Below are 23,738 nucleotides of genomic sequence, written 5' to 3' on the forward strand. Positions count from 1 at the left end.
TTTTTTTCATGCCTGCTCTCTATTTTTCAGCAGCTACCCCGTTAGGGCCCACGACCGAGATCACATAGGCGTTCAGATCAAGGTATTTTTTGGCGACCCTCAATACGTCATCGGCCGTTACGGCCTCGATCTTTTGTGGGAATTCCTTATAGAAGCCGTACCCAAGGCCGTAGAGCTCGTTATTGGCCATGTCAGCGGCCTGGCTTGAGACCTCCTGGAGGCCTATCTCATAGCCGCCTATGATAGACCTCTTTGCCCTGTTCAGCTCTTCTGCGGCAACCGGTTCGGTGCTTATCCTCTTCAATTCTTCCAGAATGCCATTTAATGCCTCTTCCTTTTTGTCAGGGGCTGAGGCTATGTAGGCACCTATGAGGCCGCGGTCAACGCCCTCCTTGGAGAAGGCGCTTACTGTGTAGGCCAGAGACTTCTTGTCCCGAAGCTCTATGAAGAGCCTGCCGCCCTGTCCGGAGAGGACTTCCGTCATGACCCTTAAAGGATAGCTGTCCTCATTACCTATCCTCGTGCCGAGGAAGGCTATGCCCATATGGGTCTGCTCCTTCTCCTTTACGGCACCTGTCTTTTCAATTGCCGTCTTGGGCGCCTCCTCAGGGGGAAGGGTCAAAGGGGCGCCATCTTTTTTTATGCCGCCCAGCATGGCCTTCGCCTTCTCGTAAGCCTTCCCGGTCTCTATGTCGCCGACGATCGTCAGCACCATGCGCTCAGGGGCGAAGAAGTCCTGGTGGTGTTTTAAGAGGTCCTCTCTCGTAAGGGAATTTATCGACTCCTTCGTGCCGATCGCCGGCATGCCGTATGGGTGCCTCTCATAGAGCTTCCTGTAAAGGAGCTTGAATGTGTAAGAGGGCAGGTTGTCTTCCTGCCGCTGTATCGCGGCGAGGGTGTCTGTCCGGAGCTTGGCTATTTCGCTCTCCGGGAAGGTCGGGTTTGCCAGCACGTCAGAGAGCATGGCTATCCCCCTGTCGAAGAAGGTCGAGAGGAACTTTCCTGATACGCCTGTAGAGTTCCATCCGGAGAAGCCGCTTACGCCCCCGGCTATCTCTTCCATCTCCCTTGAAAGCTCTTCACGCGTCCTCTTGACCGTCCCTCTTGTGAGCATGCTCGCGGTAAAGCCGCCTATGCCGTTCTTGCCGGCATCTTCAAACCTGAGCCCGCCTGGGAAGGCCGCATAGAAGGCGACCGTCGGGTTGGCGTGTACCTCCTTGATGATGAGCGTTATGCCGTTATCGAACTTGAATTTTGTCGTCCGCTCGGCCTTTTGCGCCTCAGCCGACTCGGCCTTCTTCTCCGCCGAGGCCCTGACAGCGGCCGATACCAGCTCTCGCGTAACGGCGCCTTCACTCGCTTTCGGAAGAAGTACAGAGACCGTCAGGTTATTGGGACGGAAGTATCTCTCGACCATCCTTTTTACGTCCTCGGCTGTAACCTTCCTTATGCCCTCGATGTACTTCTTCTCGTAATCGAAGTCCCCGAGGTTCGCCTCGAAGTAGCCGAGCTTCCCGGCCAGCCCGTCCATGGTCTCCCTCGAATAGACGAAGTCGCTTTCGAGGTTGAACTTGGCCCTGTGAAGCTCCTGGTAGTCAGGCCCCTCAAGCCCGAGCCTTGCCACCACGTCAAGCGACCCGGTTATGGCCTTTTCGACGTTGCCTGGCGAGAGCACCGCCGTTATGAAAAAGATGCCGGGGTTCTTAAGCGACATGGCATAGCCGGAGATGCTGTCGACGAGTTCGTCCTCAAGCTTGAGTTTCTTGTAGAGCCTTGAGGTCTCGCCGCCTGAAAGTATCATCTGGAGGACGTCTATGGCGTAAGTGTCCTCGTCCCTGGCTGAAGGTATGTGAAAGCCCATGCCAAGCTGGGCGTCCTGGACCTGCATGGCGAACTGAGCGCTCTTGAGCTCTTTCTGCCGCGGCTCCGCGGGCCTCGTACGTTCAGGCAAGGGCTTTTTCCTGAACGACTTGAACGACTCTTTTACGGCCTTGAGGGCGTCATCGTGGTCCACGTCCCCGACTATCACCAGCACCATGTTGTTGGGGACATACCATGTTTTGAAGAAGCCGATCATATCTTTGCGCGTGAAGCCCTTTACCGTGTCAACGTACCCGATGACGGGCCTTCCGTATGGGTGGACCTGGTACGAGTTCCTGAGGACTGATTTGAAGAGCTTCCTCCCCGGGTTGTCCTCGTTCATCCTTATCTCTTCGAGGACGACCTCAAGCTCTTTCTTTAATTCTTGAGGGTCGAGGGATGAATGCTGCACGGCGTCGCTTATGACGTCAAGCCCTGTTGAGAAGTAGCGGCTCGGCACGGTCAGGTGGAAGACAGTGTTGTCGAATGTCGTGTAGGCGTTGATATCACCGCCGACCGACTCTATCATGCTCGCTATCTGGCCGACCTGTTTGGTCTCTGTCCCCTTGAAGAGCATGTGCTCGAATACGTGCGAGATGCCGGCCAGTTTTTCTGGCTCATCCGCCCCACCAACCTTGACCCACATCTGGACCGATACGACCGGGGCCGAACGTTCTTCTTCAATTATCACCGTGAGCCCGTTGTCGAGCGTCGTCTTGTATACCTTGGCAGGCTCTGCAAAGGCGGCTCCGGCGAAGAGCAGGCATATGAACGATATTACGGCTACCGTTATTCTGTTGCGGACCATCAAATGCCTCCTTGGAAAGGTTCTGACCAAAGGGAAAGCATAAAACAAAATAGCCGTTTTTGCAACCGGCAAATGGTAAAAAGCTTTAAAAGTCGAATAGTTCCCTTGCTTGACACCCCTTAAAATAACCGATAGCCTTTATGTATGGATAACATCAAGATGGCAGGGAAAAGGGCGCTTCTCATAGCTGATTTGCAAAACGACTTCTGTCCTTCAGGTGCGCTTGCTGTATCTGAAGGCGATAAGATAGTGCCTGTGGTAAACGAGTATATCTCGCTTTTTCGCTCGGCTGGCCTTCCCGTATACCTCACACGCGACTGGCATCCGCCGGTTACGGTACACTTCAAGAAATATGGCGGGGTCTGGCCGCCTCATTGCGTTCAGGGCACAAAGGGAGCGGAGTTTCACCCGGACCTTGACGTTACCGGGTACAATGCCATCATAACAAAGGGCGACAATCCGGATGAGGACAGCTATTCCGCCTTTTCCGGCCATGATGACAGTGGAAGACGGCTCCTAGACGCGCTCAGGCGCGAAAATGTCACTGAGCTATATGTCGGAGGGCTTGCTACAGATTATTGCGTGAAGCAGAGCGCCCTTGACGGACTGGAAGAAGGGTTTAAGGTAACGGTTCTTCTTGATGCTGTAAAGGGTGTGGACCTTACGCCGGGCGACTCTGCCAGGGCTATAGATGAGGTAAAGAGAAAGGGTGGCAAAACGGCGACCATAGACACTATAGAGTTGCCGGAAAAAGAATCAGCCGGTGAGGAGAGCTCTGCAAGGAGAAAAAAGAAGGCTGGATAAGCCGCCTGATGGATCGTCAGATGCGTAACTATCCCCCTCGAAAGAGGGGGATAGTTTTTTTATCGATGGCCGTGAGCGGCGTGGTGCCTGCGAGAGTACGCCCATCCGGTAAAGAAGCCGGCCGCTAAAAACCAGAGGAGCCTTCTTTTGAAGCCTATCGGTATGTATCTGGTCTTTCTATCGGTCACCTCTATCACTCCAACTGGTCTTACCATGACACCGCCCCCTCCGCCTTCTTCAACCCCGGCCTTCTTGTGTCCTTTTTCGCCGCTTTTTTCTGTCCCGTTGCCGCCCCCGAAACCGTAAGCTATCTTCGCTACCGGTATTATCGTCTTCCTTGATGTCCTCACGGGGTCTCCATAGGCTGTCTTTGCCGTAGCGCTCGACTTTATCGTCCCGGAGATATCCTTCAAAAGGTCCTTGGTGCGCGCAAGCTTGAATAGCATGGCCTTCCTCCTTTCCTTGCGAGAGTGCGGATTGGGTCCTGTTTAAAGTATGCCAGAAAAGGGGAGGAAAGAAGAATGGGACACTAAAACACCGGCGCGTTAACGCCCGGGTCTTCGCTGTTTTTTAAATTTTTTAAGGTCAAGAGGTCTGGTTATCTGAGCAGGGTCGAGAAGTCTATTCCATTCGGCCTCTGTCAAAATACCCCTGCCTGTGACTATCTCCTTGATGGTCTTGCCTGTGCGGAGCGATTCCTTCGCGACCTCGGCGGCCTTCTCGTAGCCTATGAAGCTATTCAATACGGTAGCGAGCCCCTCTGAGCTCTCGAAGTTCCGTTCGCACCTTGTCGCGTCTGCCCTTATCCCTGTTACGCATCTGTCGGTAAAGGCAGTGACCGCGTTCGTGAGTATCTCTATCGAATGGAGGAGATTATAGTTTATTACCGGGAGCATGACGTTAAGCTCAAGCTGCCCCGCCTGCGCGGCAAGGGCTACGGTGGCGTCGGCCCCGATCACCTGAAAAGAGACCATGTCAAGCATCTCTGCCATAACCGGGTTCACCTTGCCCGGCATTATGGATGAGCCGGGCTGGACAGGAGGAAGGGATATCTCGGCCAAACCGGTCATTGGGCCTGAAGATAGCAGGCGTATGTCATTGGCTATCCTTATCAGGTCGAGGGCTGCGTCCCTCAACGCCCCTGAAAAGGATGAGAAGTCTGTAGAGCTGTTTAAAGCCTCGAAAGGGTCTTCGGGGCGTCTGAGGTCTTTTATGCCGCTCGCTTTTTTAAGGGCCTCAAGGGCCTTTTCCCGATAAAGAGGGTGCGTGTTGATGCCGGTCCCAATGGCGGTAGAGCCGAGGCTGGTCCTCTTTAGCCCTTCGCTTGCCCTCTTTATCCGGTCTGTTGAGCTACCTACAGCCGCGGCCCATGAGCCGAACTCCTGCCCCAGCGTCATCGGAACGGCGTCCTGCAGGTGCGTCCGCCCTGATTTTATTACGCTTGAGAACTCCCTGGACTTTGCCTTGAGCGCTGAGGCAAGCCCTTTCAAGGCCGAAATCAGCCCAACCGATGATGAGAGGGCGGCTATCCGCAGGGCGGTCGGCATGGTGTCGTTGGTCGACTGGCTCATGTTCACGTGGTCGTTGGGGTGGACGACGCTGTAGCTGCCCTTGCGCCCGCCAAGAAGCTCTATAGCCCTGTTGGCTATGACCTCGTTGGCGTTCATGTTATGAGAGGTGCCGGCACCGGCCTGGAAGACGTCGACGATGAACTGGTCGTGGAGAGAGCCGTCGATTATCTCGCTAGCGGCCCTTGCTATCGCGCTGCCCCGTTTTTTGTCGAGTAGGCCGAGGCTTGCATTGGCGTTGCAGGCCGCGAGCTTAACCATGGCGGTCGCTTTTATAAAGGCGGGCTTTGCGGTAAGAGCGCTTACCCGGAAGTTTTCAAAGGCGCGGAGCGTCTGAATGCCGTAGTAGGCGGCGGCAGGGACTTCTTTTTCGCCAAGGGAGTCCCTCTCAAGCCTGAAGCCTTTGTGAACGGGCATCTCGAATTCCCCCCTGATCTTAGCTCTTGATTATCTTCTTGTCAGGCGCCAACGGCTGGGTAACATCTATATGGCCGGCGATGGTATCCCTTTTCTGCCCCTCTACAAGGACCTGGACGTCCTTTATCTCCGGGAAGTTGAGCGACAGTGTGTTGACTATCGAGTAGATGGTGAGTATCTCGGCGGAAGAGCCGCCGGGGTGGTTCTGTATGACTTCCTTGCTTAAGTCTACCGTCGCGGTCTGTCCTTCCACCGTGACCGATAAAAGCCTGGTGCCGTCTGGCAACGTATTGCCGAGCGAGGTGTTCTCAGGCCCTTCCAATAGCTCCTCTATCGCGGCCCTGGCCTCAACTGAAAGAGCCCCTTTATCTATGCTCCTCTTTTCAGGCTTGAGGTAAAGCCCTTCGTTGTCGCTGAAATAGATGGCTACGATCTTTGTCTCTTTGGGAGTGGGCCTTCCGGCAAGCCAGACGAGTATTATTATCCCGATGATGACTGTAGCGGCGGCTATGGCTAATATCGTCCATATCCCTTTTTTGCTTTTTTTCCTTTTAGCCATTCTTCAGCTTTCGGTAAGAACAGCAAGCTCCGCTTCGTCGAGCTTGTCGCCGAAAAACCTCCTTCCGACTGTCATGAAACGCTCCGGAGAGTCTGTTACGAAAAATTTGTGTGAAGCTGAGCCTTTGCCGCCGTTCAGGAGCCCGGCGGCCTCAAGGGTCTTTTTTACCTCGGCGGCGGCCGAAGCGGCCGAGTCGATGAGGGTAACGGATGAGCCCATGACAGAGGCGATAGTCCTCTTGAGGAGCGGGTAATGGGTGCACCCGAGGACAAGGGTGTCAATGCCGGACTCCTTGAGCCCGGCAAGGTAACGGCCCGCGACCATCAATGTCACCTCGTCGTCAGCCCAGCCCTCTTCAACGAGCGGCACGAAAAGGGGGCAGGCCTTTACAAAGGTAGAAACCCCCGGGCTTGCCGCCTTTATCGCCGTGCAATAGGCGCTGCTCTTTATAGTCCCTTCAGTGCCTATTACGCCGATCCTCCCGGCGCGTGTGGCGGCAACAGCCGCGGCAGCCCCAGGCTCGATGACGCCGATAACGGGTATTTGAAGCTCGCGCGCCAGCCTGGGCACGGCAAAGGCCGATGCCGTATTGCAGGCGGCAACGAGCATCTTTATGCCGCGCTTCATGAGGAAGGCGGCTATCTCGAACGAGTAGCGTTCTATGGTCTCGGCAGACTTGCTGCCGTATGGGACCCTCGCCGTGTCCCCGAGATATATAGTGCTTTCGGCAGGCAGGAGCCCCGTTATCTCTTTAAGGACTGTGAGCCCGCCGATCCCGGAGTCAAATACCCCTATTGGTTTGTTGTTCATCTACGCCTGCGACCTTCCTATCGTCATGTTAAGTTTAGGTAAAGCGCGCCCCTCTGTCAATTCCTATTTGGGCTCTTTGGACGTTCCACTAAAAAACGTTGTATATTATATAATATGCGGTGACATTTTAAAAGAAAGCGGGGAGGGGGCTTTTTTGGAGAATAGCGAGATAGCGAAGGTCTTCTACGAGATAGCGGACCTCCTTGATATAAAGGGCGCCGACCTCTTCAGGATACGCTCGTACAGGAACGCAGGGTTGGCCGTAGAAGGGCTTCCGGAGGGGCTTAAGACCTTATTCGCCGAAAATGGCGAGGAAGGGCTAAAGGGCATCCCCGGCATAGGCGAGAGCACGCGCTCAAAGATAATCGAGCTTCTTGTCACCGGCAAGTGCAAGCACCATCAGGAGCTTCTCGTCGAGCTGCCCCCAGGGATGCTCGACATGATAAAGGTATCAGGGGTAGGGCCGAAGAAGGCGGCGTTACTTTATAAAGAGCTTGGGATAAAGACGATCGAGGAGCTTCAGAAGGCGGCTGAAGGAGAGCGGATACGGGACCTGCCCGGCTTTGGCAAGGTCTCTGAGGGGAAGATACTCAAGGGCATAAAGGACCTTAAGGCGCGCTCCGCGAAGTTCAAACTCTCTACCGTAGTGCCCTACGCCGAGACCTTTACGCGATATATGAAGGAGCTGACGGGGATAATCGACATAGCTCCTTCAGGGAGCTTCCGGAGATGGAAGGAGACCGTAGGCGACCTCGACATACTCACCACCTGCAAAGACCCAAAGGCGGTAATGGACCATTTCGTCAAGCACCCGGAGGTGAGGGAGGTGCTTTCAAAGGGCGATACGAAGTCGACAGTTGTGCTTGCCTCAGGGTTGCAGGTCGATATCAGGGTGCTTGACAAGAGGTCTTTTGGGGCGGCCCTGCAGTATTTTACCGGCTCAAAGGCCCATAACGTCGCCTTAAGGGACAGGGCCAAGAGGATGGGGCTTAAGATCAGCGAGTACGGGGTCTTTAAGGAAAGGGGAGAGGTCTGGGTAGCTGGTAAGGACGAGGAGGAGGTCTATAAGGCTGTAGGGCTCCCCTGGATACCGCCGGAGCTGCGTGAGAACAGGGGAGAGATAGAGGCGGCGGAGCATGGGTGGATGCCTATGCAGCTTAAGTCAACGGACATAAAAGGCGACCTCCACGTCCATACGAAGGAGAGCGACGGCAAATACACGCTTGAAGAGATGGCGGAAGCGGCCATGAAGATGGGCTACGAGTACATGGCTGTAACAGACCATTCAAAGGCGGTAGGCATAGCGAGGGGCCTTGACGAGGCGCGCCTGAACGCGCAGATAAGGGCGGTAGATGAGTTCAACGACAGGCTTAAAAGGCAGAGGAAGAAGTTCATGGTATTGAAGGGGACCGAGGTAGATATAAGGGCCGACGGGACGCTCGACCACCCGGAAAGCGTTTTAAAGAAGCTCGACTGCGTGGTAGCCTCCGTCCATTCGAGCTTTGGCATGGGCCTTGATGAGATGACGGCGAGGGTCATAAAGGCTATACGCACCGGCCTTGTCAATATACTCGGCCACCCGACCGGCAGGCTCATAGGCGAGAGAGAGCCATATCAGCTGGACATGGAAAAGGTCATGGACGAGGCTAAAAAACATGATGTCTCGCTTGAGCTTAACGCTTACCCGGACAGGCTTGACCTGAACGACGTCCACTGCCTTCTCGCGAAGCAGAAAGGGGTGATGGTCGCGATATCTACCGACGCGCACTCGATACACCACCTCGACAATATCAATTACGGCGTCCATACCGCGCGCAGAGGCTGGCTTGAGAAGAAGGACGTATTGAACACGAAGAGCTTGAAGGAGCTTTTGAAGGTGCTGAAGAGGGAAGGATAGGGATAGTCAAAGGCTTTTGCGCGTTATGACCACTCTTTGTTTAAATACAATTTTCAGGAATAAAAAACCGGGCCGGTCTTTTGACCGGCCCGGTTTTACTGACTCAACGCCTGACTTGTCAGGCCTTTGCCTTCCTCTGGCCTGCCTCAAGCGGTTCGACCTTGACCTTCATTATCCTGTTCTGCTCTACATCCACGATGGTGAGCCTCATGTCCCTGTGTACTACGAACTCGCCGCCCCTCGGTATGCGCTGGAGCTTGGCGAGCATGAACCCGGCAAGGGTGTTGTACTCTTCGGCCTCTTCCTCTATCTCGATGCCGAGGTTGGAGAGGTCGCCGAGTGAGGCCGATGCGTCGATTATCATGGTGCCGTCCCTCAAGCGCTCTACGGGGCCGCCGGCCCCTACGTCGTACTCGTCCTCTATCTCTCCGACTATCTCTTCGAGGATGTCCTCAATGGTCACGAGGCCGTCGAGGTCGCCGTGTTCGTCGACGACTACCGCCATGTGGAGCTTGCGTCTTTGAAGCTCGCGGAGGAGCTTGCTTATCATTATGGAGTTGGGGACGAAGTATGGCGTCCTCAGGATGCTTTTGATCTCTATGGCGCGCCCCTTCTCAAGGGCGCTGAAGACGTCCTTGTTGAAGAGTATTCCGACTATCCTGTCGGTGCTGTCCCGGAAGACAGGGTACCTTGAGAAGCCCGCCTCCGAGATGAACTTCAACATCTCGTCATGTGGCGTATCTATCTCTATGGCGCTTATCTTGTGCTTGGGGACCATTACCTCTTTGACGGTCTTGTCCGCGAACTCGAATATCCCGTGAAGGAGCTGGGCCTCTGTCTCCTCGAATATGCCGGTGGCGCGCCCTTCCCTGATGAAGTATTTTATCTCCTCCTCGGAGATGAATACCTGCTTGGCCGTGTCCTTGATGCCGAGGACCTTCATCACGGCAGAAGTGGACCTGGTAAGGAATTTGACGAAGATATCGGTAAGGGTGGATATGTAGTTCACCGGCCTTGCCGAGAAGCAGGCTATCCTTTCGGCGTACCTCAAGGCCAGGTGCTTTGGCACAAGCTCGCCTATTACAAGGCTTACATATGAGATGATCGCTACGATCGCGCCGAGGGCGAGGAGGTCCGCCAACTGTTCCGGGATATACGGGATCGAGTGCAGGAGGGGCTTTATATGCTCTGACGCAATGACGCCGCCAAGGACAGAGGCGCAGGTGCTTACTACAGTCACGCCGACCTGGACGGTTGCGAGGAACCTGTCCGGGTTTTCCTTCATCTGGCTCACGATGGAGGCCGAAAGGTTGCCGTCCTTCGCGAGTTTTTCGATTATGCTCCTTTTTGCCGATATTATGGCGATCTCGGCGCTTGAGAAGAAACCGTTGATAATGATGAGTATGAGTATTATTAAAGCCTCGAACACAAGGCCTTCTGCCGACACAAAACCCCCTGATTAGTTGTTGAAAAAGCTTTTCCAGCAGACTTTAGTATTGCCTGTCTGCGCTTATTTTATGAATATTTGATTATATCACAACGGGACTTCAAGGCGCAAAAATAAGGGGCTTGGGGACAAGACCAAGGCCCCTTCAGGGCGCCTCAGAACTTCCTTTTTACCTTGAAGGCTTCCATCCCCGGGAATACCGCCGTAGTGCCGAGCTCCTCTTCGATCCTCAGAAGCTGGTTGTACTTGGCGATCCTGTCTGTCCTTGAGGCCGAGCCGGTCTTTATCTGCCCGGCGTTTGTAGCTACGCTTATATCGGCGATGGTCGCATCCTCCGTCTCGCCGCTCCGGTGGGAGATGACCGCCGTATACCCGGCCCTCATCGCCATATCTACCGCTTCGAGCGTCTCGGTAAGGGTGCCTATCTGGTTCACCTTTACGAGGATGGAGTTGGCGACACCCTGGTCGATGCCGCGGCTCAGGCGGACTACGTTTGTGACAAAGAGGTCGTCACCGACGAGCTGCACCTTCGAGCCGAGATGCTTTGTAAGGAGAGCCCAGCCTTTCCAGTCGTCCTCTGCCAATCCGTCCTCTATTGATATTATGGGGAAGTCTTTCACGAGCCCTTCGAGGTACTCTACCATCTCGTCTGTGGAAAGCTCCTGCCCCTCAAGGGTATAGCCGCCCCCCTTGGAGAGCTCGCTTGAGGCGCAGTCCAGGGCGAGCGCTATTTCCTTGCCGGCCTTGTATCCGGCCGACTCAATGGCTTGAAGGATGACTTCGACCGCCTCCCGGCTGCTCTTAAGCTCCGGGGCGAAGCCGCCCTCGTCGCCAACGGCTGTGGAAAGGCCCTTTTTCTTGAGTATGCCCTTGAGGCTGTGGAATACCTCTACGCCGGCCCGGAGCGCTTCGCTGAAAGAGGTGAAGCCGGCTGGAACGATCATGAACTCCTGTATGTCGAGGTTGTTGTTGGCGTGCGCGCCGCCGTTGATGATGTTCATCATGGGGACCGGAAGCACCTTCGCGTTGGCCCCGCCTATGTACCTGTAAAGTGGCAGCATCGAAGCCGCGGCGGCCGCCTTGGCTATTGCCATTGAAACGCCCAGTATGGCGTTGGCCCCGAGCCTTTTCTTGTTATCGGTGCCGTCGAGGGCTATCATAGTCTTGTCGATGAGTACCTGGTCGGCTGCGTCAAGGCCGAGTATCTCCTTGGATATCTTCTCGTTTACGTTCTTTACGGCCTTAAGGACGCCCTTGCCCAGGTACCTTTTCTTGTCCCCGTCCCGGAGCTCTATGGCCTCGAACTTGCCGGTGGAGGCCCCTGACGGGACCGCGGCCCGTCCCTTGTACCCGCCGTCGACGGTTACCTCTACCTCTACGGTGGGGTTCCCGCGGGAATCGAGTATCTCCCTGGCGATTACGTCAACTATATTGGTCATGCACCCTCCTGAATAAGGTCCGTTTTGCCGCTAATTATACTTTTAGTTTGAAAAAAAGCAAGGTAAAATAGAACGAAGAATGGGCCTTACTCTCGTTTAACTATCTCCTTGCGCCACAGGCTTTGTAGGGATAATATGTGTTTTGCGGTTTAGGTTTAAATTTTACTGAAATTCCCGGTTTGTTAAGGACTTCTTTACCATGACGACCATTTCCATTTTGAGCCTTTTCGGCGGCATAGCGTTGATCCTTTTCGGGATGAGGCTTGCCGGAGAGGGTCTGCAGAGGGCGGCAGGCGCGAAGCTTCGCGGCTTTCTCCTTAAGGCTACGGATAACCGCCTGAAGGGGGTAGGAGTTGGGGCGGCGATAACGGCCCTCCTGCAGAGTTCGAGCGCGACGACCGTCATGCTCGTCGGCTTTGTCGGCTCCGGCCTCATGACCCTGGGGCAGACCATGGGCGTCATCCTCGGGGCCGACATAGGGACCACCATAACCGTCCAGGTCATCGCCTTCAAGGTCTATGACTATGCCCTCGGCCTTGTCGCCCTCGGTGTTGCGGCTACCTACCTGGGCCGCGGCCGGTGGAAGGACTTCGGCCAGGCGATGCTCGGCTTCGGCTTCGTCTTTTTAGCCCTGAAGATACTGATAGACACCTTTGAGCCTGTATCCGTGAACCCCCTGATGAAGGAGTTTTTGCTGGGACTCAGCAAAGACCCCTTTGCCGGGATCATCATCTCGGCCCTTCTTACAGCGCTTTTCCAGAGCAGCGCCGCGACCCTCGGCATAGCCCTCACGATGTCGCACTCCGGGCTGCTGAGCCTTGAAGCTGCCGTCCCCATCGTGCTCGGCGCGAATATCGGCACCACCGTAAGCGCTGTAATATCCACCATAGGGGCATCTGTAGAGGCCAAGAGGGTCGCCCTGGCGCATACCCTTTTCAAGGTGCTCGGCGTTATCATCGTCATACCGTTCCTCGGTTATTTCACTTCTCTTGTCGGTCTGTCTACTCCCGACGCTGCCAGGCAGGTCGCCAACGCCCATACCTTTTTCAACATAGGCATAGCTGTCCTCTTCCTGCCGTTCACGGGCCCCTTTACGAGGCTTGTAGGCCTCCTTCTCCCTGAAGCAAAGGGGCCTGAGAAGTTCGGGCCCAAGTACCTCGACCCGATCGTCTTAAGCTCTCCTACACTGGCCCTCGTACAGGCATCGAGGGAATCGTTAAGGGCCGCGGACATAGTCCAGGAGATGCTCGACAGGTCTATAAAGGTCTTCGAGACTAATGACCTGGACCTCCTGGAGGAGGTCCAGGAGCGCGACGACGACGTGGACCTCTTAGACAGGGAGGTGAAGCTGTTCCTGACCAGGCTTTCAAGGGAGAGCCTTTCCGGGGAGCAGGCAAAGAGGGAGCTTGAGATAATGCTCTTCTCGGACAATATCGAGAACATAGGCGACGTCATAGACAAGAACCTGATGGACCTCGCGCGCAAAAAAATAAAGGGCGGGCTCTCTTTTTCAGCCGAAGGCATGAAGGAGATAATGGAGCTTCACAGGAAGGTCGTGGAGAACTTCGAGATGGGGGTAGCGGCCTTTGCCGGGAGCGACCTTGAATTGGCACGCAGGCTCGTTGCCCACAAGCAGAGGCTCTCAGAGCTTGAGCGCGACTTGAGGCAAAACCACATAAGCAGGCTTCACAAGGGCTTCAAAGAATCGATCGACACCAGCGCCATCCACCTGGACGTCCTCACGAACCTCAAGAGGATAAACTCCTATATAACAAACGTCGCCTACCCCATACTTGAGCGTGAGAAGGGCTGACCTGCCTTTGTTGCAATCCGCCTGGTTAAGGCTATAATCCAAAGAGAATCGTCCGTTCCCTTCCAGGGGGCAGAGATGCTCTTCGGGTTGCTTGTCTACTCCATCCTTCTAACGGGGGCCGACCCCATAGAGAACGCCCTTGAGAGCTTCAGGCGACTCGACACCTACAGCGTTACCCTGAAGGCCACAACGGACAGGACGGAAATAATCCGTTATCACTACAAAAAGCCGGGTTTTATCAGGATGGAATTCGAGGAGCCGCACAAAGGGGCCATCCTTGTCTACGACCCCCTCAAGAAAGAGGTCGTCCTCAGGCCTTTCGGTTTTTTAAAGTCGTTCAAGATGCGCCTTGACCCTGAGAGCCGGATCATAAAAAGCTCGCGCGGACATACCGTAGATGAGTCGGACATTGGCGCGCTGCTTGAGGCCGCTCAAAAGCTCAGGGGCCACGGCGGCATGGAAATCGCCGGTGATGAGATGCTTGGGCAGAGGCGCTCAATCGTAGTAGAGGTGACAGGAGAGGGTGGCTACGAGGTGGACGGCATAAACAGATACCGCCTCTGGCTGGGAGCCGATGATTATCTGCCGCTTAAGGCAGAGGCCTATGACAGGGATGGGGGCCTTGAGGAGCGCGTTGTGATGGAAGACTTGACTACCGGCCCGGAGTTCCCTTCGGGCTTCTTTTCATTGGATTAGCCCATGAGCAGATATTCCATATCAAAGAAACTGAATGAGGCGTTCGAGCCGGCGGTCGTGAAGGCGAGGGCGGCCCTTGAAAGCGGCGGCTTCTATGTCACAAGCGAGCTGGATATGTCCGGCGACTTGAGGCGAAGCCTTGAGAAGGACTTCAGGGGTTATCGGATATTATCCGCTAACAACGCGGAGCTGGCCTATAAGGCCCTGGTGGTAGAGACCGAGATAGGCCTGCTGCTCCCTTGCCATGTGATAGTATACGAGAACGACGAAGGCGGCTCTACGGTAGCCTCGATAGACCCCTCGGTAGAGATGTCCATCATAGAGAACCCGGCCCTCGCCATAGTAGCGAAGGAGATGAGGGAGAGGCTGGAGAGGATCATAAGCGGTATCAGCTGAGTCTGCCTTTAACAACCGTCCGTCTGAAGTTTGGTCTTTTCCCGCCTGTCCGCCTCCCGGTTACGCTATAATCTAATAGAGGACTTTATGAGAAGATACGATGTGCTTGTGGTCGGCTCAGGCCCAGGCGGGCAGAAGGCCGCCCTTCAGGCGGCAAAGCTCGGCAAGAAGGTGGTCATAGTCGAGAAGAGCCCCTTTCTTGGAGGGGCCGGCATACACACGGGCACCCTGCCGAGCAAAACGCTCCGTGAGACCGCGCTGGTCTTCGCAGGGTTCAAGCAGAGGGCTATATTCGGCCTTCAGCTCATATTGAACAGGGATATTACGCTTAGCGAGCTGCTTCACCGCAAATCAGAGGTCATACGCCATCAGATGGAGGTGATCATAGACCAGTTCAGCCGGAACCGGGTGGAAATAGCCTACGGCGCGGCCTCTTTCCTGGATGAACACACGATGCTTTTGCAAAGCGGCGTGAATAACCCGGAAGAGTTCTACGCCGATTTCATTGTGCTCGCCCCCGGCTCAAGGCCCTCGCGCCCCGATGACGTGCCTTTCGATTCAGGCCATATATACGACAGCGACACCATACTCGAACTCGACAGGATCCCTTCCACCATGACCGTCGTGGGTGGAGGCGTCATCGGCTGCGAGTACGCCTGCATATTCGCGGCCCTCGGGGTTCAGGTGTGCCTGGTGGAGAAGAAGGCGAGGCTCCTTAACTTCGCAGACGAGGAGATCGTCACCAACCTCATGTACTGGATGAGGCACTCCGGGGTCACCATGAGGCTCAATGAGGAGGTCACGAATATTTCGGTTGACGCGGGCGGCAGGGTCTTGACGCGGCTTAAAAGCGGCAAGATAGCCGTATCTGAGAAGCTTCTTTATACCATGGGGCGCATGGGAAACTCGGATACCCTGGACCTCGGGGCCGTAGGCTTGAAGGCGGACGCAAGGGGGCTTGTCTCCGTGAATGACAACTTCCAGACCGCCATACCGCATGTCTACGCCATCGGCGACGTCATCGGCTTCCCGTCCCTTGCCTCGACCTCGATGGAGCAGGGCAGGCGCGCGGTATGCCACGCCTTCCAGAAGGAAGGCATCACATGCGAGCTTCCGGGGCTACTCCCTTACGGCATCTATACCATCCCGGAGATATCGATGGTGGGGGAGACGGAGGAGAGCCTTACGCTCAAGGGCATTCCTTATGAGGTCGGCTGCGCCTACTTCCACGAGGTGGCGCGCGGCCAGATAATAGGGGACATCCACGGCATGCTCAAGCTCATATTCGACAGAAATACGAGGCGCCTCCTGGGAGTCCATATAGTCGGCGAGAAGGCGAGCGAACTGATCCACATCGGGCAGGCTGTCATGAGCTACGGCGGGCCTGTCGATTATTTCAAGGATGCCGTCTTCAATTACCCGACCCTGTCAGATGCCTATAAAGACGCCGCCCTGAACGGCCTCAACAAGCTCTGAGGCGCGGCTGCCTTGACATATACAGCCCTGCAGACAATACTTAGGTAAAAGTACAGGACCTCCAAAACTTGCGGGGTTCAGGATGAGGCTTGTGAATACCGCGGAAACACTTGTCTATATACCTTCAGGCAAGGTAAGGCTCGAAGGTGCGCTCGCTATTCCCCAGGGAGCGCAAGGGATAGCGCTATTCGCGCATGGCAGCGGGAGTTCCCGCCACAGCCCGAGGAACAACTTCGTGGCGCAGGTGCTCCGCAAGGCTGGCCTTGGGACCCTTTTGATGGACCTCCTCACCAGGGACGAGGACATGGACTACGAGACGAGGTTCGATATAGGGCTCCTCTCTGAAAGGCTTGACGCGGCAACCTCATGGCTTGCCGATGAGGACTCGACAAAGGGCTTGAGAATAGGCTACTTTGGCGCCTCTACCGGCGCGGCCGCCGCCCTTAAGTCGGCTGCTTCCGCGGGAGAGCTTATAGGGGCGGTAGTGTCAAGGGGAGGGCGTCCGGACCTCGCTATGGGGGCTCTTGCCGGGGTTAAATCGCCGACGCTTCTAATAATTGGCGGCAAGGACGACCTTGTGATAGACCTTAACAGGCTGGCTTACGAGAAGTTAAAGGTGGACAAGGAGATGGTCATAGTCCCTGGGGCGACGCACCTGTTCGAGGAGCCCGGGGCGCTTGAAGAGGTCGCCAACCTCGCCGCGAGGTGGTTCCAGAAATACCTCAAGCCCCAGCGTAAGTGATCCAGGACTCAAGATCACCTTCAGTATAGACCCTTCACAAAATCCCCGTATCCGTTATAGATGATCGTAGGCCGCCTTTCGTTGGTGCCGATTATCTCTTCTGTCTCCTGCGACCACCTCGGGTGAGGGACATTCGGGTTTACGTTGGCGGGGAAGTCATACTCATGCGGGATGGCGGTATTCCAGAAGGTAGCCGGCCTTGTCGCGGTGAACTCTATCCTCACGATCGACTTTATGCTCTTGTAGCCGTACTTCCATGGCACTATGAGACGGATGGGCGCGCCGTGCTGCCTTGGAAGCTCGTGCCCGTAGATGCCTGTTACGAGCATGGCAAGCTCGTTTGTGGCCTCCTCCATCGTAAGCCCCTCTTCATAGGGCCATGGCTGCCAGAACTTTACCCGCTGCCCCGAAGCCCACTCGGGCCTCATGAAGGTTTGCATCTTTACGTACTTGGCCGTTGAGAGCGGGTTCATTCTTTTGATGAAATCCTTCATCGGAAAGCCGGTCCATGGCACAGCCATCGCCCATGCCTCTACACAGCGGAGCCTGTAAAGCCTCTCCTCAAGCGTCATCATTCGCACTATCTCGTCAACGTCATAGACCCTGGGCTTTTCTACAAGCCCCGCTACCTCGACGGTCCATGGCCTTACCTCCATCCTGTCCACGTGCTTCCAGACGCTCTTGCCTGATGAGAACTCATAGAAGTTATTGTACCGGCCAGCGATAAGCTCCTCCGTAAGCGGCCTGTCGAGTATGTATTTTTTATTCCTTAGCGCGGGATAGAGGTTCGATGTTGGCGTGGACGGTACCTTTATGACCCCTTCTTTTTCCTTATCCTCGAAGATGCCGAATATGCTGGAGCCGAAGCCGGATAGAAAAAAGCCTCCGGCAGCCGTATAGTTCCCCATCTCCCTCAAGAACCGTCTTCTACCCATGTATACGCTTTCTGGGGTCGCTTGAGCCTCTGGTATCTCCCATGGTCTTTTCTTTTTGATGAACATATTCAGATTATACCCCTGTTTTTAAGGCAAGTTGCGGGATGGCGTTTTTCCAAGTACACTCGTAAAAAAAAGGAAAAACCATGACATCACGCCTGCTATTCCTGGTCATTTCAGCGCTCTTCTTTTTTTCCGGCCTTGCCCGGGCCCAGGATCTTAATGATGTAACGCTCGTTGTGCCGGAGAAATACAGGCAGGGGGTCTTTGGCGATAAGCTGGCGCTGAAGGCGATGCCGGGGCTCAAGGTATCGGTCTTCTACGCAGGCTCTCCCGGGGCGAGGTTTATGGCCGCTGACAAGAGCGGCACAATATACTTGAGCGTGCCGGAGGATGGTGTTGTCCTCGCGCTGCCGGACAGGGACGGCGACGGGGCGGCTGACGAGCCGGTAACCTTCGCGCGGGGCCTTAAAAGGCCTCACGGCCTCGTATTCAAGGACAGGGCGCTGATCGTAGCAGAGACAGGGAGGCTCGTTGAATTAAAGGATGAAAACGGCGACCTTAAGGCCGATTCAACAAGGGTAATAAGCCGGGACCTCCCTTCAGGCGGTGGCCACTGGACAAAGTCGATAGATATAGGGCCGGATAACGCCATCTACGTCTCAACCGGCTCAAGCTGCAACGCCTGTATTGAAAAGGACAGGAGGAGGGCAGCTGTAGTAAGGTTCAAGGATTCTGGGAAGGCCGAAATATTCGCCTCAGGGCTGAGGAACAGCGTTGGGATCGAGTTCCATCCCAAAACAGGCGAGCTATGGGGCGTCGACAACGGCAGGGACGGACTTGGCGACGACATACCGCCTGAAGAGCTTAACAGGATTGAATTGGGCGGAGACTACGGCTGGCCTTTCTGTTACGGAAAAAAGCAGCCTGACACTGATTTTGGCAGTGCTGAGCGTTGCAAGGATACAGTGCCTCCGGCTGTCGAGATGCAGGCGCACTCAGCCCCGTTAGGGGTGGCCTTCGGTTATAGCCTCAAGTTCCCCGAGAGGCTCCGTAACGTCCTTTACATAGCCTTCCACGGATCATGGAACAGGAGCGTGCCGACCGGCTATAAGGTCATTGCGATACCCTTTGGCGATGGCAAACCGTCAGGGAAACCATTTGATGTCATCACAGGATGGCTCTCAGGCGGCGAGGCCTGGGGCAGGCCGGTCGACGCGCTCGTAGGCAGGGACGGAGCGCTTTACATTTCCGATGATAAGGCTGGGGCGGTATACAGGGTGACTTATGGCGGGGATTAATGTCTCGCAATGGGATTTTCAAGCTTACGTCCTACGCTACGCTGAAAGCGCGATATCAAATGGAAGCGATGGTGGAAGCGATGGTGGAAGCGATGGTGGAAGCGATGGTGGAAGCGATGGTGGAAGCGATGGTGGAAGCGATGGTGGAAGCGATGGTGGAAGCGATGGTGGAAGCGATGGTGGAAGCGATGGTGGAAGCGATGGTGGAAGCGATGGTGGAAGCGATGGTGGAAGCGATGGTGGAAGCGATGGATATTCCTGGTCCCCCTCTTTCCTAAAGAGGGGTCAGGGGAGATTATCTTTGAATGATTTATAATCCCCCTTAGTCCCCCTTTAGAAAAGGGGGAGATTTCAGCAGGCTGCTGAAAAAGTCCATCTGCTTCGCTGGCTTCAGAAGCTCGTAGTAGTGGCGTACCTGCTGTTTAAACCATTTACTTGCTCCTCTTGAAGAACAATGCCGAAAGGGGCGGCAGCGCGATGTTAAGAGACCAGTGCCTCTTGTGAGATGGGACCTCTTCGGCGAAAACACCGCCGGCGTTACCTCTGCCGCTACCGCCGTAAACTTCAGCGTCGCTGTTTAACGCCTCCTGCCACCAGCCGCCTTCCGGGACGCCTATCCTGTAATCGGTCCTGTAGGCCGGGGTCAGGTTGCAGACGACGAGCATAGCGTCATTCGGGTCATGCCCTTTTCTTATGAAGCTTATGACGCTGTTCTCCCAGTCGTGGAAGTCTATCCACTCGTACCCTTCCGGGGAGAAGTCCAGCTCATGCAGTGATGGCTCGTTCCTGTAAAGGTTGTTCAGGTCAGATACCCACCTCTGTACGCCTGCGTGGTAAGGGTACTGCAGGACGTGCCATTCGAGGCTGTCGTCATGTGACCATTCCCTTACCTGCCCGAACTCCGATCCCATGAACAGGAGCTTCTTGCCGGGGTGGCCGAACATGTAGCCGTAGAGCGCCCGCAAATTGGCGTGCCTCTGCCATTCATCGCCAGGCATCTTCCCAATAAGCGAGCCCTTGCCGTGGACGACCTCGTCATGCGAAAGCGGCAGCATGAAGTTCTCCGTGAAGGCGTACCAGATGCTGAAGGTAAGCTGGTTATGGTAGTACTTCCTGTAGACAGGGTCCTTTGAGAAGTATTTGAGGGTGTCGTGCATCCAGCCCATATTCCACTTCATGCCGAAGCCCAATCCGCCGAGCCATGTGGGCTTTGATACCATCGGCCATGCGGTCGATTCCTCGGCGAAGGTCTGCACGTCAGGGAACTCATGGTAGATGGCCTCGTTGAGCCTCTTCAAGAAGCCTATGGCCTCGATGTTCTCCCTGCCGCCGAACTCGTTGGGGAGCCATTCCCCTTCTTTCCTCGAGTAGTCGAGATAGAGCATCGAGGCTACGGCGTCGACCCTTATGCCGTCAATGTGGTACTTGTCCAGCCAGAATATGGCGGAGCTTATGAGGAAGGACCTTATCTCGTTCCGCCCGTAGTTGAATATGTAGCTCCCCCAGTCAGGGTGATAGCCCTTCCTCGCGTCAGAGTGCTCGAACAGGTGTGTCCCATCGAAGTACGATAGCCCATACTCGTCGCCGGGGAAGTGGGATGGCACCCAGTCCAGGATTACTCCGATGCCGTTCTGGTGGAGGTGGTCTACGAGGTACATGAAATCCTGCGGGGTGCCGAACCTGCCGGTGGGCGCGAAGTAGCCGAGGGTCTGGTAGCCCCAGGAGCCGTAGAACGGGTGCTCCATAATAGGCAGGAGTTCGACGTGCGTAAAGCCCATCTCCTTTACGTAGCTCGCCAGATACGGGGCGATCTCGCGGTAGCCTAGAGACCTGTCCCCTTCCTCAGGCACCTTCCTCCATGAGCCGAGGTGCACCTCGTAGATCGAGACGGCCTTGTCAAGAGAGTTGTGCTCGCGCCTCGTCCTCATCCATTCCTGGTCGTTCCACTGGTAGCTCAAGTCCCACACGACAGAGGCGGTCTTGGGCGGGCATTCCCAATGGTAGGCGAAGGGATCGCCTTTCTGGACGCGGTAGCCGTTGTATCGGGATTTGATGTAGTACTTATAAAGGGTAGAGTGGCCGAGCCCGGGTATGAAGCCCTCCCAGACCCCGGACCAGTCGTCGCGGACCTTTAACTGGTGCGTCTCGGTATTCCAGCCGTTAAAGTCCCCTAAGACAGAGACGCCTTCGGCATTTGGCGCCCAGACCGCGAAGTGTACCCCCTTGACCCCGTTTATCTCTGTCAGGTGGGCGCCAAGCTTGTTGTAGAGCCTATAGTGGTTACCTTCCTTAAGGAAGTATATGTCGTGGTCCGTAATGTGGCTTCCGTCGTGCACGACCAGGTTTGCGGAAGGCGAAATGACACCGTTCATCGAATGGACCTACCCCCAATAGCTTTTTTGTGAGATAAATATAGCACATTTCACTCGATTGTGTGGACCCAATAGCGTTCGTGTTCCTGTTTTCGTCCTTTACGCGCCAAATTCTGTTGAATTTTCAGGCAGGTTTTATTATATTCACATATTGTCAGTACTTTCGAAGATGACAGAGAATAATAAGAAACTGATACTCGTCTCAAACGACGACGGCATAAGGTCTGAGGGGATACTCAAGCTCGCTACGGCTCTGAGGAGAGTCGGTATTGTGTACGTCGTCGCGCCCGACAGGGAAAAGAGCGCGACGAGCCATTCCCTTACGCTCCACAGGCCGCTCAGGGTAGAGGAGGCCGGGCCCAGGATGTACGCCGTTGACGGGACCCCGACCGACTGCGTGACGCTTGCCGTGAACGGCATCTTGCCCGGGAGGCCTGACCTTGTCGTCTCGGGCATAAACAAGGGCGGCAACATGGGAGAGGACGTATCGTATTCAGGCACCGTATCCGCCGCCATGGAGGGCACGCTCCTCGGGGTGCCTTCCATCGCCGTATCCCTGGCGGCAAAGGCGGATTTCAACTTTGCCCCGGCGGCCTCATTCGCGGCTCGCCTGTCGCGGTTCATACTCAAGCGCGGCATGCCCAAGGACACCCTCCTTAACGTAAACATCCCGGCGCACGCGCCCAAAGGCTACAGGATAACGACGCAGGGCAAGAGGTTCTTCAGCGACGCCGTCGTAGAGAAGGTCGACCCGCGCGGCAAAAAATACTACTGGATAGGCGGCGACCTGGAAAGGTGGGAAGGCGGAGCCGACGCGGACTTCAGGGCGGTGCAGGACGGCTATATCTCCATTACCCCCATACACCTGGATATGACAAATTACAGCTCTCTTTCCGAGCTAAGGAGCTGGAAGATAAGATGAGGCAGTTCACTCCTCCGGCGGCGATAAGGGTCAAAAGGGACATATACGAGCGCTCAAGGCAGCACATGCTCGACACCCAGCTTATCCCTCGCGGCATAACGAGGGCCGAGGTGCTCCATGCGATGCTCAGCGTGCCTAGGCACATCTTCGTCGACGGCGCGCTCCATTCCCAGGCCTATACCGATTACCCTTTGCCCATAGGCGAGAAACAGACGATATCCCAGCCCTACATGGTCGCCTTCATGGCCGAGTCCCTCGGCCTCACCGGCAGGGAGAGGGTGCTTGAGATCGGCACAGGCTCAGGGTACCAGGCTGCCGTCCTCTCGATGCTGGCGGAGAAGGTCTACTCCGTAGAGAGGATATCCAAGATAGCGGACAAGGCCCGCAAAACGCTCGACAGCCTCCTTTGCCGCAACGTCATCATACGCGTGGCCGACGGGACGCTCGGGTGGCCTGACGAGGCCCCGTTTGACGCCATAATTGTGGCGGCCGGCTCTCCTCAGGTGCCGCCCGCTTTGATCGAGCAGATGAGGCCTGGCGGAAGGCTTGTTATACCCGTGGGCGAGGAAGAGTCTCAGAAGCTCCTGAGGATCACTAAAACGGCGCACGGGGCCTCTACAGAGGTTCTTGGCGGCTGCAAGTTCGTAAAGCTCATAGGTAAAGATGGCTGGGGCAACGATAAGCCCCGCCCCTGACCACGGTGCCGATCCTGATGCCGATATCCCGCGTCATAACCTTCCTGGCCGCGTTTCTTTTTATCGCCTTTCTCATCTACGGCTGCGCCCCCGGTGTCTATCATAAAGTAAACAAGGGTGAGACCTTCTGGAGGATCTGCAAGACATACGGAGCGGATATGCAGGAGGTCGCCGAGCTTAACGACATTAAAGACCCGACCGCGATCAAGGCCGGGAGCAAGTTCTTCATCCCCGGCGCATCCAGGTTGAGGAAGGTAAAGCCATTTGTCCCGCCTTCGCCGGGGGCAAAAGACGAGGAGGCGGAAGGCGCCATCGTCGTCGAAAGCGGCAGGTTCGACTGGCCGCTCAAAGGCGAGATGATATCCCCTTACGGACTGAGAAATGGGGTAAAGCACGGCGGCATAGACATAAAGGCAAAGGAGGGAACGCCTGTCCTTGCGGCGGATTCGGGCGAGGCCATCTATGTGGAATCGGGGATGAGGGGCTACGGGAAGATAATCATACTTAAACATAAGGACGACTTTTTCACCGTCTATGCTCACAACAGCGAAAACCTTGTAAAGCATGGTGAAAAGGTCGAAAGGGGCGCCAGGATAGCCGCAGTTGGACGCTCCGGCAACGCCACAACGGCGCACCTGCACTTCGAGGTACGCCAGGGCAAGGCCGTCAGGAACCCGCTTTTTTTCTTGCCATAGCCGAGAAAATATTGTAAATAAAATAGAAACCGGATACCCAGCCCGAATAGCTTCTTTGTCCCGGACTAAAAGAAAGGGAAGGTGGA

At 55.6% G+C, this 23,738-nt stretch carries 21 protein-coding genes; 12 read left to right on the forward strand and 9 right to left on the reverse strand.

What is annotated here, in order from left to right; genetic code table 11:
- Positions 1 to 19: 19 nt before the first annotated feature.
- Entirely contained in the window at positions 20 to 2,668 is a 2,649-nt protein-coding gene (locus A2V21_300685; protein ID OIJ72903.1) for a hypothetical protein, read from the reverse strand.
- A gap of 159 nt (positions 2,669 to 2,827) precedes the next feature.
- Between A2V21_300685 and A2V21_300690 the strand changes: the two genes are divergently transcribed.
- The gene (locus tag A2V21_300690) at positions 2,828 to 3,472 is read left to right on the forward strand and encodes a nicotinamidase (protein OIJ74988.1); all 645 of its coding nucleotides are present in this window, start codon (positions 2,828 to 2,830) and stop codon (positions 3,470 to 3,472) included.
- 59 nt (positions 3,473 to 3,531) lie between these two features.
- Here the strand turns inward: A2V21_300690 and A2V21_300695 are convergent, their stop codons facing one another.
- The 4 genes from A2V21_300695 to A2V21_300710 all read right to left on the reverse strand — a co-directional run bounded on the left by A2V21_300695 (position 3,532) and on the right by A2V21_300710 (position 6,826).
- Entirely contained in the window at positions 3,532 to 3,918 is a 387-nt protein-coding gene (locus tag A2V21_300695) for a hypothetical protein (protein ID OIJ72904.1), read from the reverse strand.
- A 99-nt stretch (positions 3,919 to 4,017) separates the two neighbouring features.
- Complete coding sequence (locus A2V21_300700) at positions 4,018 to 5,457, reverse strand: aspartate ammonia-lyase (protein OIJ72905.1); 1,440 nt, start codon at positions 5,455 to 5,457, stop codon at positions 4,018 to 4,020.
- Between the two features lie 19 nt (positions 5,458 to 5,476).
- Positions 5,477 to 6,016: a hypothetical protein gene (locus A2V21_300705; protein ID OIJ72906.1), complete on the reverse strand. Its 540-nt coding sequence runs from the start codon at positions 6,014 to 6,016 to the stop codon at positions 5,477 to 5,479.
- A 3-nt stretch (positions 6,017 to 6,019) separates the two neighbouring features.
- Complete coding sequence (locus tag A2V21_300710; GenBank protein ID OIJ72907.1) at positions 6,020 to 6,826, reverse strand: glutamate racemase; 807 nt, start codon at positions 6,824 to 6,826, stop codon at positions 6,020 to 6,022.
- A 154-nt stretch (positions 6,827 to 6,980) separates the two neighbouring features.
- Between A2V21_300710 and A2V21_300715 the strand changes: the two genes are divergently transcribed.
- Positions 6,981 to 8,723 carry a hypothetical protein gene (locus A2V21_300715; GenBank protein OIJ72908.1) on the forward strand — a complete coding sequence of 581 codons (1,743 nt, stop codon included), beginning with the start codon at positions 6,981 to 6,983 and terminating at the stop codon, positions 8,721 to 8,723.
- 118 nt (positions 8,724 to 8,841) lie between these two features.
- On the opposite strand, the gene A2V21_300720 is transcribed toward A2V21_300715, so the two are convergent.
- On the reverse strand, positions 8,842 to 10,170 hold the full coding sequence (locus A2V21_300720; protein OIJ72909.1) for a hypothetical protein: 1,329 nt from the start codon (positions 10,168 to 10,170) through the stop codon (positions 8,842 to 8,844).
- 155 nt (positions 10,171 to 10,325) lie between these two features.
- Positions 10,326 to 11,609: a phosphopyruvate hydratase gene (locus A2V21_300725; GenBank protein ID OIJ72910.1), complete on the reverse strand. Its 1,284-nt coding sequence runs from the start codon at positions 11,607 to 11,609 to the stop codon at positions 10,326 to 10,328.
- A gap of 199 nt (positions 11,610 to 11,808) precedes the next feature.
- Between A2V21_300725 and A2V21_300730 the strand changes: the two genes are divergently transcribed.
- From A2V21_300730 to A2V21_300750, 5 genes are all read left to right on the forward strand, one after another.
- On the forward strand, positions 11,809 to 13,422 hold the full coding sequence (locus tag A2V21_300730; GenBank protein OIJ72911.1) for a hypothetical protein: 1,614 nt from the start codon (positions 11,809 to 11,811) through the stop codon (positions 13,420 to 13,422).
- 75 nt (positions 13,423 to 13,497) lie between these two features.
- Positions 13,498 to 14,118, forward strand: coding sequence for a hypothetical protein (locus A2V21_300735; GenBank protein ID OIJ72912.1), 621 nt, complete (start codon positions 13,498 to 13,500; stop codon positions 14,116 to 14,118).
- A gap of 3 nt (positions 14,119 to 14,121) precedes the next feature.
- Positions 14,122 to 14,514 carry a hypothetical protein gene (locus A2V21_300740; protein OIJ72913.1) on the forward strand — a complete coding sequence of 131 codons (393 nt, stop codon included), beginning with the start codon at positions 14,122 to 14,124 and terminating at the stop codon, positions 14,512 to 14,514.
- 75 nt (positions 14,515 to 14,589) lie between these two features.
- Complete coding sequence (locus A2V21_300745) at positions 14,590 to 15,990, forward strand: NAD(P)(+) transhydrogenase (protein OIJ74989.1); 1,401 nt, start codon at positions 14,590 to 14,592, stop codon at positions 15,988 to 15,990.
- Between the two features lie 82 nt (positions 15,991 to 16,072).
- On the forward strand, positions 16,073 to 16,732 hold the full coding sequence (locus A2V21_300750; protein ID OIJ72914.1) for a hydrolase: 660 nt from the start codon (positions 16,073 to 16,075) through the stop codon (positions 16,730 to 16,732).
- A 20-nt stretch (positions 16,733 to 16,752) separates the two neighbouring features.
- Here the strand turns inward: A2V21_300750 and A2V21_300755 are convergent, their stop codons facing one another.
- Positions 16,753 to 17,733 carry a mononuclear molybdenum enzyme YedY gene (locus A2V21_300755; protein ID OIJ72915.1) on the reverse strand — a complete coding sequence of 327 codons (981 nt, stop codon included), beginning with the start codon at positions 17,731 to 17,733 and terminating at the stop codon, positions 16,753 to 16,755.
- Between the two features lie 173 nt (positions 17,734 to 17,906).
- On the opposite strand from A2V21_300755, the gene A2V21_300760 reads away from it, so the two are divergent.
- Complete coding sequence (locus A2V21_300760) at positions 17,907 to 18,968, forward strand: hypothetical protein (GenBank protein OIJ74990.1); 1,062 nt, start codon at positions 17,907 to 17,909, stop codon at positions 18,966 to 18,968.
- Entirely contained in the window at positions 18,968 to 19,246 is a 279-nt protein-coding gene (locus tag A2V21_300765) for a hypothetical protein (protein OIJ72916.1), read from the forward strand. Before A2V21_300760 ends, A2V21_300765 begins: the two co-directional genes overlap by 1 nt.
- A 153-nt stretch (positions 19,247 to 19,399) precedes the next feature.
- Here A2V21_300765 and A2V21_300770 read toward each other — a convergent pair whose 3' ends face one another.
- Positions 19,400 to 21,340, reverse strand: a complete 1,941-nt coding sequence (locus tag A2V21_300770) for a 1,4-alpha-glucan branching enzyme (GenBank protein OIJ72917.1) — start codon at positions 21,338 to 21,340, stop codon at positions 19,400 to 19,402.
- Positions 21,341 to 21,509: 169 nt separating this feature from the next.
- Here A2V21_300770 and A2V21_300775 point away from each other — a divergent pair, with 169 nt between their 5' ends.
- The 3 genes from A2V21_300775 to A2V21_300785 are packed head-to-tail and all read left to right on the forward strand — an operon-like array spanning position 21,510 to position 23,652.
- Positions 21,510 to 22,262, forward strand: a complete 753-nt coding sequence (locus A2V21_300775; protein ID OIJ74991.1) for a 5'/3'-nucleotidase SurE — start codon at positions 21,510 to 21,512, stop codon at positions 22,260 to 22,262.
- Positions 22,259 to 22,957: a protein-L-isoaspartate O-methyltransferase gene (locus A2V21_300780; GenBank protein OIJ72918.1), complete on the forward strand. Its 699-nt coding sequence runs from the start codon at positions 22,259 to 22,261 to the stop codon at positions 22,955 to 22,957. Before A2V21_300775 ends, A2V21_300780 begins: the two co-directional genes overlap by 4 nt.
- A gap of 17 nt (positions 22,958 to 22,974) precedes the next feature.
- On the forward strand, positions 22,975 to 23,652 hold the full coding sequence (locus A2V21_300785; protein OIJ72919.1) for a hypothetical protein: 678 nt from the start codon (positions 22,975 to 22,977) through the stop codon (positions 23,650 to 23,652).
- Positions 23,653 to 23,738: the final 86 nt, after the last annotated feature.

Source organism: Deltaproteobacteria bacterium GWC2_55_46, from assembly GCA_001595385.3.
In the GTDB taxonomy this organism is placed as follows: Bacteria; Desulfobacterota; GWC2-55-46; order GWC2-55-46; family GWC2-55-46; genus UBA5799.